This window comes from Buttiauxella sp. AC142 (assembly GCF_979253435.1).
The window spans coordinates 2,715,009-2,727,542 of sequence record NZ_CEEDCH010000001.1; the positions used below are offsets into that span (position 1 = coordinate 2,715,009).

General features: G+C 48.7%; 12 protein-coding genes and 2 tRNA genes. 7 read left to right on the forward strand and 7 right to left on the reverse strand.

The window, feature by feature from the left end; all coding sequences use genetic code 11:
* The first annotated feature begins 360 nt into the window (after positions 1–360).
* The 3 genes from ompC (at position 361) to AC0IWZ_RS12665 (ending at position 2,817) form a co-directional block, all read left to right on the forward strand.
* Positions 361–1,503, forward strand: coding sequence for a porin OmpC (gene ompC / locus AC0IWZ_RS12655; RefSeq protein WP_471677161.1), 1,143 nt, complete (start codon positions 361–363; stop codon positions 1,501–1,503).
* A gap of 340 nt (positions 1,504–1,843) precedes the next feature.
* Positions 1,844–2,641, forward strand: a complete 798-nt coding sequence (gene mtfA, locus AC0IWZ_RS12660) for a DgsA anti-repressor MtfA (protein ID WP_034496384.1) — start codon at positions 1,844–1,846, stop codon at positions 2,639–2,641.
* Positions 2,642–2,741: 100 nt separating this feature from the next.
* Positions 2,742–2,817, forward strand: a tRNA-Asn gene (locus AC0IWZ_RS12665).
* Positions 2,818–2,862: 45 nt separating this feature from the next.
* Here AC0IWZ_RS12665 and ldtA read toward each other — a convergent pair.
* From ldtA to AC0IWZ_RS12700, 7 genes are all read right to left on the reverse strand, one after another.
* Positions 2,863–3,777, reverse strand: a complete 915-nt coding sequence (gene ldtA / locus AC0IWZ_RS12670; protein ID WP_471677159.1) for a L,D-transpeptidase — start codon at positions 3,775–3,777, stop codon at positions 2,863–2,865.
* 61 nt (positions 3,778–3,838) lie between these two features.
* Positions 3,839–4,783 (reverse strand): HTH-type transcriptional regulator Cbl, encoded by a 945-nt coding sequence (gene cbl / locus AC0IWZ_RS12675; RefSeq protein WP_410373097.1) that lies wholly within the window; start codon positions 4,781–4,783, stop codon positions 3,839–3,841.
* A 105-nt stretch (positions 4,784–4,888) separates the two neighbouring features.
* Positions 4,889–5,806: a nitrogen assimilation transcriptional regulator NAC gene (nac, locus tag AC0IWZ_RS12680; RefSeq protein ID WP_471677158.1), complete on the reverse strand. Its 918-nt coding sequence runs from the start codon at positions 5,804–5,806 to the stop codon at positions 4,889–4,891.
* A 221-nt stretch (positions 5,807–6,027) separates the two neighbouring features.
* Positions 6,028–6,531, reverse strand: coding sequence for a protein disulfide oxidoreductase (locus AC0IWZ_RS12685; RefSeq protein ID WP_471677157.1), 504 nt, complete (start codon positions 6,529–6,531; stop codon positions 6,028–6,030).
* A complete protein-coding gene (locus AC0IWZ_RS12690; protein ID WP_471677156.1) occupies positions 6,521–7,132 on the reverse strand; it encodes a DsbA family protein in 612 nt (203 codons plus the stop codon). The genes AC0IWZ_RS12685 and AC0IWZ_RS12690 overlap by 11 nt, the downstream gene beginning before the upstream one ends.
* Positions 7,132–9,015, reverse strand: a complete 1,884-nt coding sequence (locus tag AC0IWZ_RS12695) for a protein-disulfide reductase DsbD family protein (protein WP_471677155.1) — start codon at positions 9,013–9,015, stop codon at positions 7,132–7,134. Before AC0IWZ_RS12695 ends, AC0IWZ_RS12690 begins: the two co-directional genes overlap by 1 nt.
* Positions 9,016–9,064: 49 nt before the next feature.
* Positions 9,065–9,430, reverse strand: a complete 366-nt coding sequence (locus AC0IWZ_RS12700) for a copper resistance protein (protein WP_471677154.1) — start codon at positions 9,428–9,430, stop codon at positions 9,065–9,067.
* Between the two features lie 189 nt (positions 9,431–9,619).
* Between AC0IWZ_RS12700 and AC0IWZ_RS12705 the strand changes: the two genes are divergently transcribed.
* The 4 genes from AC0IWZ_RS12705 (at position 9,620) to ydfZ (ending at position 12,379) form a co-directional block, all read left to right on the forward strand.
* Positions 9,620–9,695 (forward strand) — tRNA-Asn (locus AC0IWZ_RS12705).
* Positions 9,696–9,978: 283 nt separating this feature from the next.
* Positions 9,979–10,956: a DUF1852 domain-containing protein gene (locus AC0IWZ_RS12710; RefSeq protein WP_471677153.1), complete on the forward strand. Its 978-nt coding sequence runs from the start codon at positions 9,979–9,981 to the stop codon at positions 10,954–10,956.
* Positions 10,957–10,982: 26 nt separating this feature from the next.
* Positions 10,983–12,011 carry a methionine synthase gene (locus AC0IWZ_RS12715; RefSeq protein ID WP_471677152.1) on the forward strand — a complete coding sequence of 343 codons (1,029 nt, stop codon included), beginning with the start codon at positions 10,983–10,985 and terminating at the stop codon, positions 12,009–12,011.
* Between the two features lie 164 nt (positions 12,012–12,175).
* A complete protein-coding gene (gene ydfZ / locus AC0IWZ_RS12720; RefSeq protein ID WP_034496451.1) occupies positions 12,176–12,379 on the forward strand; it encodes a putative selenium delivery protein YdfZ in 204 nt (67 codons plus the stop codon).
* The last annotated feature ends 155 nt before the right edge of the window (positions 12,380–12,534 follow it).

The window sequence follows — 12,534 nt, forward strand, 5'->3', positions numbered from 1 at the left end:
ATTTAATAGATAATAAATAAACCATAAAGCATCACTTAAATATTAAAATGAAAAACAAATCCCTGATAAAAAATAAATCACCTACGCAACGATGTAACTTTTAAAATAAATAATATTTTTATATTCATACCACCGAACCCATGCATAAAAAATATCAGACGCATCTTAAAATAATATTTAATTGGTATATTTCAATAACATAAACAAAACCAACTAGGAAACATTTTGTCTTATTTCAAATAACACAGTTACATGTTTAATTTTAAATAAATGGAACTATCTGTAATAAGATTATTGCGGTTATTGAGGGCGTTAAATAACTCATCATTCATAATAATTATGATTTAAAGGAATAGATAAATGAAAAGAACAGCACTGGCATTAGTGATCCCCGCTTTATTGGCAATGGGCGCTGCAAACGCTGCAGAAATGTATAATAAAAATGGTAATAAAGTAGATTTTTACGGCAAGGTTGATGCTCGTCATACTTTCTCTGACAATGCAGGAGATGACGGCGACGGCACCTATACCCAAATCGGCTTTAAAGGTGAAACACAGATTACGTCCGAACTGACAGGTTATGGTCAGTGGGAATACAAAATGTATGCTAACAACACCGAAGGTGGCGACAATAGTAATAGCGCTTTCACCCGTTTGGCGTTTGCTGGTTTGAAATATGGCGATTACGGCTCGTTTGATTATGGCCGCAACTATGGCGTGGTATACGACATTGAAGCCTGGACAGATATGCTGCCAGTATTCGGTGGCGACTCATACACGTGGACTGACAACTTTATGACCGGCCGTGCAAACGGCGTTGCCACTTACCGTAACAGCGACTTCTTCGGCCAGGTTGATGGCTTGAGTTTTGCTGTGCAGTATCAGGGCAATAACGAAAGTACTAATGAAAGCGAAGACCAGGAAGGCACCAACAACGGCCGCAATGTTCGCTTCCAGAATGGCGATGGTTGGGGTCTTTCAACAGTTTATGATTTCGGCATGGGCTTCAGTGCAGGCGCTGCATATGCTTCGTCAGACCGTACCAATGAGCAAACTCGTAGCGCTGGCGCGCTGATGGCGGGTGGTGATACTGCTGATGTATGGACTGTAGGTTTGAAGTATGACGCCAACGATATTTATCTGGCTGCTATGTATGCTGAAACTCGCAACATGACACCATTTGGCGATTACGGTATTGCTAACAAAACCCAGAACTTTGAAGTGACTGCGCAATACCAGTTCGACTTCGGCCTGCGTCCAGAAATCTCTTACCTGCAATCTAAAGGTAAGGACTTGATGGGTGATGTTTCTAATAACAGCGACTGGAATGACGAAGACCTGGTTAAATACGTTTCTGTTGGCTCTTACTTCTACTTCAACAAAAACTTCTCTACCTACGTTGATTACAAAATCAACCTGCTGGATAACGATGACTCCTTCTACACAGCTAACGGTATCTCTACCGATGACGTGGTTGGCGTAGGCATGGTTTACCAGTTCTAATCTCGATCAATACGGTTGCTTGTTAATTCCTAAGCCTGCGTAAGCAGGCTTTTTTGCTTTCAGCCCACCACATAAACACCGATTTATCTCATAACAAAAACATATATTCCCCCTCAAACTATTCTCAAATGAAATAATTTACCTCTCTCGCATCAACCTGTGACTCGCGTCGTTGAACGAAAAACCAGTAAGTGGTTGAATAATGTCACAGAGAAAGCGCGATAATCCGCTTCTCAGGCGGTCCTGTTCTGGTCGCTGCCATGTGCCACATTAGTGCGGCACTTTCACAGTCACGGTATAGTAGTTTTCCGTTCAAGAGATGACTTTGCGAGCGAGTAACATGATTAAGTGGCCCTGGAAATCAAGTGATTCATCCGCTGTCACGGCATTGCCGTGGGAGCAGGCATTAGCTATTCCAGTTCTGGCAACGCTCACCCATGCCGAGCAAGAAAAGCTGGTTCGTCTGGCCGATCGTTTTTTGCAGCAAAAACGCCTGGTGCCTTTGCAGGGTTTTGAGCTTGATGAACTGAAAAGCGCGCGTATCGCACTTCTGTTCTGTCTGCCCATACTTGAACTGGGTATTGAGTGGTTGGACGGTTTTCACGAAATCCTCATCTACCCTGCCCCATTTGTTGTCGACGATGAATGGGAAGATGACATTGGCCTGGTGCATAACCAGCGCGTTGTGCAATCCGGGCAAAGCTGGCAGCAAGGCCCGATTGTCCTGAACTGGCTGGATGTTCAGGACTCTTTTGACGCCTCTGGTTTTAACCTGGTGTTCCATGAAGTGGCTCATAAACTGGATATGCGCAATGGCGACCGCGCCAGCGGTATTCCGTTGATAGCGTTACGCGAGGTCGCAGGCTGGGAACACGATCTCCATGCTGCCATGAGCAATATTCAGGATGAGATTGACATGGTGGGTGAAAACGCCGCCAGCATTGATGCCTATGCGGCGTCTGAACCGGCTGAGTGTTTTGCCGTGCTTTCAGAGTATTTTTTCAGTGCGCCTGAGCTATTCGCACCACGCTTCCCAGCGCTTTATCAACGGTTTTGCCAGTTTTATGGTCAGAACCCGTTGTTACGCTTGCGTGAGAGTGAAAATGCAGCAGCATCCAGTGGAAATACGGTGCATTAATTCGACAATCTGGATTTAATTTAATCATTTGAATCAATGCGTTATTTTTGTCGTTGACTCTTTTTGAACGTCACGATACTATTTGCCTCGTTCAAACGATTCCTCTGTAGTTCAGTCGGTAGAACGGCGGACTGTTAATCCGTATGTCACTGGTTCGAGTCCAGTCAGAGGAGCCAAATTTAAGAAGCCCGCTTAGGAAACTAAGCGGGCTTTTTGCTTTCTCATTCAGAACTGATCAGCACCGGCATTCCGGAACGACGGGTCAGTGCAGCACTCACCACGCTGGCATCCACGCCAGAACCCTGCGTGACATTGTTGAGTGCCGAAGTCATTGGCAGCGGGACTTTTTTGTCAGATTCAAACTCCGCACGGTTACGTGACAAAGGCTCGTGCACTTCCAGCCAACTCCGCCCGTCTGGCTCGACGGTTGTTTTCACCGGCCGGTCAATCAGCTGCACGCGCGTCCCTACCGGGACATTATCGAACAGATATTTAATGTCGTCTTTACGCAGGCGAATGCAGCCCTGACTGACTCGCAGGCCGATACCAAAGTTAGCGTTAGTGCCGTGAATGGCGTACAGCTTGCCGATATAAATCGCATATAGCCCCATCGGGTTATCTTCGCCCGGCGGCACGAATGCTGGCAGTGTTTTACCCTCTTTTGCGTACTCGCGACGAGTATTCGCTGTTGGTGTCCAGGCGGGAGCTTCCTGTTTACGTTCCACTCTCGTCACCCAGTTACGCGGAGTTTCGCGCCCGGCCTGACCAATACCAATCGGCAAAATCTCCACCGTGTTGCTATCTACCGGGTAGTAGTAAAGCCGCATTTCAGCGACGTTAATCACTATGCCCTGGCGTACGGTATCCGGCAGAATCATTTGCTGCGGAATGGTCAACTGAGTTCCGACTTTTGGCAGGAAGGGATCAACACCTGGGTTAGCCTCCAGCATATTGCTAAAGCCCTGTCCGTAAAGCGCTGCAAAATACTCCAGCGGCTGAGTATTCCCTTCCGGAACGGAGATGGTTAACGGTGCCCCGATCAGGCGGCTCCCCTCTGGCGGAAGCATATAGGTCACCGCCAGTGCGCTATGAGTAACGGCAGCAAGCACCAGGGCAAGCGAGGACAAACGGATCATAATTTCCCTATTATTTGACGTGATGTAGATAGGTTAAATATAACCCTCCGTTAAGCTTTCGTCAGATTTCATAATCCAGCACCGTTTCTTCTGGCTCCAGCGCCAGGCGTTTGATATCGGCGACGGAAAGCTCCGGGTTACATAACTCGATAAAACGCCAGACGTAATTGCGCTGCAACTGCCCGCGCTTGAGGCCCAGCCATACGGTGTTGGCATCAAATAAATGGCGAGTGTCGAGCCTGACTAACTCCCCATCATCGCCGCTTGCCTGAAACGCCACCAGACCGATGCCCAATCCCAGCTCAACGTAAGTTTTCACCACGTCGGAATCCTGCGCGCTCAAAACAATATCCGGCGTTAAACCTCGGCGATTAAAAGCTTCGTCTATGCGCGCACGTCCGGTGATCCCCTGGCGATAGGTAATAATCGGCCAGCGGCTGATATCGTCAAGCGTAAGGGGATTAGCATGAATCAGTGGATGGCCGTGCGGCACCAGCAACGTGTGATACCAACGAAACCAGGGATAAGCGACAACTAAAGGATCGGTACTCAGGCGCTCACTGGCAATGCCAATATCTGCCGTACCGTTATGCAAAAGCGTTTCTATTTCCTGCGGCGTTCCCTGAATCAGCTCAAGCCGCACTTCTGGAAACAGCGCTCTGAAAGATTTAATCACCGACGGCAAGCTGTAACGCGCCTGGGTATGGGTAGTCGCAATCGTGAGTACGCCGCTGGCGTCATTAGTAAAGACATCGGCCAGACGGCGCACGTTACTGGCTTCATTGAGGATGCGTTCCGCAATCACCAGCAGCGCTTTGCCCGGTTCCGTCATACCTAATAAACGCTTGCCACGACGGATGAAAATCTCGATACCGAGTTCTTCTTCCAGCTCACGAATATGACGGCTGACGCCCGATTGCGAAGTGAAAAGCATGTTAGCGACTTCGGTGAGATTGTAGTCCCGCCGTGCCGCCTCGCGGATAATTTTAAGTTGCTGGAAGTTCACATTGCCCCCGGGGCATGACCGTTCTTTACACTATTGTTAAAGTGGCAACCCGGATCTAACAAATAATAAAAACCAGCAACTTATTCGATTTAGACATAAGCCTAATTAGCCGACCAGTAACAACTCGCGGCTTTCCTGCGTCGGGCGAACCACCAGCGACATTAAAATGTCTTTAACGGCCTGGGCTTGCGGCGATAACGTCGTACGGGCCGACAAATTAACCGAAAGCGGCAAATTCAGTGACGGACTGGTGATCCGTGCCATCCAGCCATTTGCGGAACTCACCAGCGATCGCGCGGCAGATTCTGGCAACACGGTCACGCCCATGCCACTGGCAATCGCGGCGGTCAGCGTCGAAATAGAATCAATCTCACCGGTAATTTTTGCCGTCAGGCGGCGCAGCGAAAACGCTTCGTCAACCCGTTTACGCACAGCGCTGTAGTCACGCGGCAGGAATAGGTTCATTTCGGCCACCGCAGCGAGATCGACTGTCTGACCTGGACAGTCGCGGGTGCCGACAAGAAACAACTCCTCTTTGAGTAACGGTTGGCTGGTAATGCCCGCCGTTGGAGAACGGTCATACAAGACCGCCATGTCAAGCTGGCCGCTTAACAGCTTGTCATTCAGGACAGAACTACTGTTCTCATGCAGATAGACCAGCACGTCGGGTAATTCCGCACGTACTGCCTGTAATAGAGGCATGGTAATAGATGAAGCTGCAGTGCCAGGCGCAAGTCCGATAGAAACCTGCCCACCTAAAGTTTGGCCCACATTGCAAACGGCAAGCTGTGCCTGCTCGCACTGGCGCAGAATGGTCCGCGCGTGGGTATAGAGGATTTTCCCTGCTTCTGTTGGCGTTACGCCGCGTTTGGTGCGAATTAACAGCTGCTGATCCATTTCACCTTCAAGGGTAGCGACCTGTTGACTCAGAGCGGGCTGCGCAATATGCAGCACTTCTGCGGCCTGAGTCAGGCTACCAATATCGACGATTTTTACGAAGTACTTCAGTCGTCTTAAATTCATTTTGCCTCCTACACGGAATGCCAACGCCAGTCTCGGCAGTGATGTCTCTCTAAGAATTGCAATATGCTTGCCACTTTTGAGAAACATCCGACCAGATGCGCTAACAAGCTGGATAATAAGCAAAAGTGATTAAATAACGCGAAGAATAGGATTGAAACAGCGGTTCTCTTATGCCCCATAAGAGGTATTTGCGCACCATTACGGTGCGCAAATTCACAGGATTATAAGGCCGCCCACCATAGCCGCGCCTTCATTCCCCAATACGTTGTCCAGCCGGTAGTCGAAGAAACCACTTCACCTTTATATAGCACCACCAATGTCGGTGTGACGCCAATCTGCCAGTTGCGGGATAGCTCGCCAGAGGCGTCATTCACCACCGGCAGCTGAACTTTTTTCTGCTCAAGCCAGCGTGAAACATCGACGGCCGCACCAGATCGCAGTGCGATAGTCATGACGTTTTCGCCCTCCTCCGCCAACTGCGCGACCGAAGGGGTTGTGTAACGACAAACGCCGCACCAACTGGCCCAAAAATAGAGCAACAGCGGGCGTTCTTCACTTAATGTACTTAACGTCACGGAATTGCCATCCAGCGTATGAAGCGGCGTGCTGTCAAAGGTTGCGGGCATCTTTGGCGCGCGCCACAAATCCATCAGCACCACGATGGTGATAAAAATCACCACCATCACCAGCGCTTCTTTCCCCCAACGCCTGAGCTTACTTTTCATTGGCCTGTTCCCGTTTTTCTTTCACCAGCTCCTCAAGTGAGTCCCACGACACAGCGCCTGCCAGCAGCGTATCGCCAACCAGAGTTGCCGGCGTGCCCTGAACCCCAACCACCCGCGCCAGTTGCAGATTGAGATTCAGCGTCTCCCGGCTCAGTTCATCAGGCTTGACCGCTGTTACACCGCTTTTAGCCACCGCCGCATCAATGGTGGCGGCGGTGTGATTCCCGGTTTTCGACATCAAACTGTGGTGCAAAGCCAGGAACTGCTGCGGATGCTCACGCCAGGTGGTCAACGCCACGCGGGATGCCAGAGAAGATGATTCACCACGAAACGGCAACAGCTTGAAAATGACGGCAACATCAGGGTATTTCTCAACAATTTTCTCCAGCATCGGGTCAAACTTTTTGCAATATGGGCAGTTGTAATCCGTGAATGAAATAATAGTGAGTTTCGGGGATGCAGCACCAATCCGTGGGCTGGCAGGATCGTGAAACAACGCCTGATAAATCATTTGTTGCACTTGCTCTTCATTCGTTGGCTCTGCGGCATTCGCGCCAAAAGTCGCTGCCACTAACAACAGCATCGTCATGATCATTTTCATTATTTCATTCCTTTCGCATCGTTTAACGTATTGAGCACAGCGTCACGCGTCAGCAGTGTTGATAGCGGTATTCCTTCGGGGAAATTCGGGCCATAAACCTGGTTATACGGCACCCCGGCCTGCCCGCGCTGTTTGAGAAATGCAGTGATATCTTTTGAAGGGAGCGTCCAGTCACCGCGCAGCGCAACTACATCAGGTTGCTGCAATGCCGCCTGCACGTCGTCACGGGAAAGTACGTTTAACTTATTAATTTTGCAGGTAATGCACCAGTCGGCGGTGACATCAATAAACACGCGTTTATTTTGCGCCAGCGCGTCCGTAATCGCCTGTTCAGTGAGCGGCTGCCAGGGGATATTTTCTTGCGCTGCGGGTTTTGACGATGAGCCAAAATGCACAGATAACAGACTCACTAGCCACAACGCCGAGCCAAGCATCATCACTGCCAGTATCCGGCGCAGCCAGTTCATCCAGCGTCCAGGTTTAGGCAGGCGTAATGCAAGCGATGGGCGGGCGGCAATTAATAGCCACGGCAAGCTCATGCCTACGCCAAGCGCTAGGAAGATCCCCCAAAGCGTGGGTAGCGATGCCCCCAGCGCAACGGCGACGGCAGTGCCAAGGAACGGGGCGCTACACGGTGTCGCCAGTAACGTCGCCAGTGCGCCCTGCCAGAAGTGACCGCTAATACCCTTTCCGCCGTGAGTAGCAAGTTTAGTGGTGACATTAGATGAAAGTCGAAACTCGAACAGCCCAAACAGGTTGGCGCTAAAGATCAGCATCACGGCGGCCATAAAGCCGATAAACCAGACGTTCTGGAACTGAATACCCCAGCCGACAGCCTGATTCGTCAAACGCAGTACCGTCATTAACAATGCCAGCGCCATAAACGAAACCATAATCCCGGCAAACGAGGCGAGGAATTGCTTGCGGATCACACGTTGGTCCTGCTTATCCGCCAGCAATACCGAACCGAGTTTCATCCCCAAAACCGGCAGAACGCAAGGCATCAGGTTGAGAATAAAACCGCCCAGCAACGCCAACAGCAAAACCTGCCACAACACAAAATCGCCACTGGCAGGTGGCGTAACTGGCGCATCGGCTATCGTAACCTGGCTTTGCTGTGCAACACCGTTATCAGCGATAACCAGTGAAAGATGACGCCCGCGCAGATCTGGCCCGGCGCCATCCCAGCCATCGCTCACCGGTATCGTTGCCCACAGCTTTTCGCCATCAACGCGATATTTTGGCTTACCGAAACTGGCATCGTCCGGCATATCGAGAAACAGTTCGGGTTTCTGCCAGCCAGCCACGCGAGTGGCTTGCACCACCAGTTCAGCATTGTGATATCCGGCAATCAGATTGTCCGTCAGCCCGTCGGCAAGCGGGACTTTACCCATCGCTTGTGCGTAGTCATGTGTAAATGTCGCATCATCTTGAGTGGGGGTGATTTCAAAAGGGTAATCCGTCAGCAAGCAAACATCTTTGCAGGTCGAGAGCGTCAACACGCCAGCAATTTTCGCCGGGATTTCGCCGTCTAGCCGCATCGGAATGCTCACTTCATTGTGATAACCCTGGGTGGTGATTCCGCCCACATCAAAACGCTGTGGAACAGGCCAAAACCACTGGGCCGACTTTACCGGCTCGTGCCAGCTAATCGTCGGCGCAACGCCGCCGTCGCCGGGTGAACGCCAGTATGTTTTCCAGCCCTCTTCGAGTTTTACATCCAGTAAAAACTGGGTTTTCCCAGCCCCGGTGGTATCCGCACGTAACCTGACGCTGGCATGATCATTCTCAGCAGACTGAAGCCAGCCTGCCTGCGCCGCCCATGAAAATGGGTGCCATAGCAATAAAAGACAGAGCAACGTCTGCCTGAAAAGACTCAACATATTTTTCCTCCGTTAATGAATTATCGAACTGTGTTAAACAGCCGACGTTTCATTCACGGAAGACGCAGAATCGCAGATGTACCCGGAGCGTGGGCGAGGAAAACTCCCGAACCGGTGTGACGGAGGAAGATGCCGCCAGCAGTGGCGCAAGAAGTGTGAGGAGCAGACTGAAAACAAACAGCGCGCCTTCGAACAAAACAGGAGGTGCGGCAAGCAATGATTTTGCGCTTAATTCGCACGGCGTCACTGGCGCGGCTTCATCAATTTCAGAGGCACTATTTTGCGAGAGCATGACGTTTTCGGCAACTTTCATCTGCAAGGCGTGCATTCCCGCCATGCGCTGGGCCGTGCAGACAAGCACCACCAGACATGCCAGAAATAAAAACCACTTTGCCAAATTCTGCCGTTTAAGCATGAAACCCTCGCGTCATTGAACCGCATATCTTAGCCAGTCGTGCCGGTTTGGCAACACATGAGCTGTAAAGAACTGTCTGTACGCCCGAAACGCCGCGTTTGTCTGTTTTATCAGCAAACGAACCAGCGGAGTGATGACAGGCTTTGACAAGCCCTGATGGCATCGCTAATATGCGCCCCGTTAACCGATTCCTCTGTAGTTCAGTCGGTAGAACGGCGGACTGTTAATCCGTATGTCACTGGTTCGAGTCCAGTCAGAGGAGCCAATTTAAGAAGCCCGCTTAGGAAACTAAGCGGGCTTTTTCGTTTTTGTCGCCAGCGGTCGGCCTTCTGCCAACATGCCCCCTCACCTGAACATGAAATTCTCTCATGTTCTCTGAAATTTAATCACTTTTACTCAATCAATGACTCTGGCATAAATATCCTACTGCAATCAGTTACAGACAATATGAAGACTACTGGTTAAGCAACCTGAAAAGAAAATTGGGTCGTGCTGCAAAAGCAAAAAATAAATTCAGGTCTTATCAGAAATTAGGATACCCAATCGCGATGAATAAAGAATTTAAATTTACTATTAAAAGCATTTCTTTCGATGAGAATTACAATCCATCCGAAAATACGCGCATCACGACCAACTTTGCTAATTTAGCCAGAGGTCATAAGCGCCAGGAGAATTTGCGCAATACCTTAAAAATGATTGACGACCGTTTCAATTCCCTGGTGCATTGGGATAATCCACAAGGCGATCGTTATGGCGTCGAACTTGAAATTATCTCCGTGGAGATGGATGTTGAAGGTAAAGGCGACACCTTCCCAGTGATTGAAATATTGAAAACGAATATTGTCGATCAGAAAACTAACGAGCGTATTGAAGGCATTGTTGGGAACAATTTTTCCTCTTACGTCCGGGATTATGACTTTAGCGTCTTGCTGTTAGAGCACAACAAGAACAATGCCGGGTTTAGCACGCCAGATAATTTTGGTGATTTGCATGGAAATCTATTCAAATGCTTTATTAACTCAAGCGCTTACAAAGAACGCTTTAATAAATCACCGGTGATATGCCTGAGCGTGTCCAGTAAAAACACTTATCATCGCACTGAAAATCATCATCCGGTATTGGGTGTGGAATATCAGCAAGATGAGTCGTCCATGACCGATCACTATTTCAATAAAATGGGGTTGCAGGCACGCTATTTTATGCCGCCAAATAGCGTTGCGCCCTTAGCCTTTTATTTTGCAGGTGATTTGACGAGCGACTATACGGATCTTGAGCTGATCGGGACTATTAGTACGATGGAGACTTTCCAAAAAATTTATCGGCCTGAGATTTACAATGCTAATTCTACCGCCGGTAAAATCTATCAACCGAGCCTGAATCAACAGGATTATTCATTAACTGAAATTGTTTATGACCGAGAAGAACGTAGCCAGTTAGCTATTGAGCAGGGAAAGTTTACAGAAGAGAACTTCATCAAACCATACCAAACTATTCTTGAAAAATGGTCTGCTAATTACGCTCACTGATTATTAAAAAATTAAGGCTATTTATTATGAAAATATTGTTACCCACTTCGACTGCGGGCAGTTTGCCTAAACCTTCCTGGCTTGCACAACCTGAAACGCTTTGGTCTCCATGGAAACTGCAAGGTGATGAATTAGTTGAGGGCAAACAAGATGCTCTCCGTTTGTGCCTGGAAGATCAGCTGCATGCCGGGATTGATATCGTCAGCGACGGCGAGCAAACGCGTCAGCATTTTGTCACGACATTTATTGAACACCTCAGCGGCGTTGATTTTGAGAAGCGTGAGATTGTTAAAATTCGCAATCGCTATGATGCGAGTGTACCCACTGTTGTCGGGCCTGTTTCTCGCCAAAAGCCTGTTTTTGTTGAAGATGCCAGGTTTTTACGTCAGCAAACTAAACAACCCATTAAATGGGCGCTGCCAGGCCCAATGACAATGATCGATACGCTATATGATAGCCATTATAAAAGCCGCGAAAAACTCGCCTGGGAATTTGCCAAAATTCTTAATCAAGAAGCCAGAGAATTAGAGGCGGCGGGTGTTGATATTATCCAGTTTGATGAACCTGCATTTAATGTGTTTTTTGACGAGGTGAATGACTGGGGAATTGCTGCGTTAGAAAGAGCAGTTGAAGGGCTTAAATGTGAAACGGCAGTACATATTTGCTACGGTTACGGCATCAAAGCTAATACAGACTGGAAAAAGACGCTGGGTTCAGAATGGCGGCAATATGAGGAGTTTTTCCCCAAATTGCAGGCGTCTGCCATCAATATAATTTCACTGGAATGTCAGAACTCTCGCGTACCAATGGATCTCATTGAACTCATTCGAGGGAAAAAAGTCATGGTCGGTGCCATTGATGTGGCAACCAATATTATTGAGACACCAGAAGAAGTCGCGAATACTTTACGCAAAGCACTTCAGTTTGTAGACGCCGACAAGCTCTACCCTAGCACCAACTGCGGCATGACCCCATTACCTCGCCAGGTAGCACGAGGCAAGTTGAGTGCTTTAAGTGCAGGCGCAGAAATCGTCCGCAGAGAACTCTCGGCTTAATAACGTCGCCAAATATAGTTGATTGAAAAAATAGACTTCGGTCTTTTCCTGAGCATCTGAAACTTATAAAATTTTGACTTAGCTCAAAACATTTTGACCGATTCAGAGCTATTTATTTGCCGTTAAATCATCTCATCTTGATACAACATAAAGGAGGAATGATGATGTTGACCTATGATTGCTACCGTAACGCTATCTCAACTGGCAGCCGTGTTATGGTTTTCAATAAGGGTCTGACTGGTGTTATTAAGGCCATTCACGGCGAAGGTAAATCAGCCGAACAAATTCGTCGTTCTCAGTGTGTTGAAATCGAAGGTTGCGAAGGTGTGTTCTGCCCGATGGAGTTGGTTAGACTTGAACTTCACTGATAGGGCATATCGATTTAGCATATTGTTTTACAAATAAAATAACCCTGAAAACTCATTATTTAAGGTCACCGAATAGGTGGCCTTTTTTTATGGACTATATAGCCACGCTGACCTCCTCCCCAACAATGAATACAGGGCGGACTTAACAACGCTTT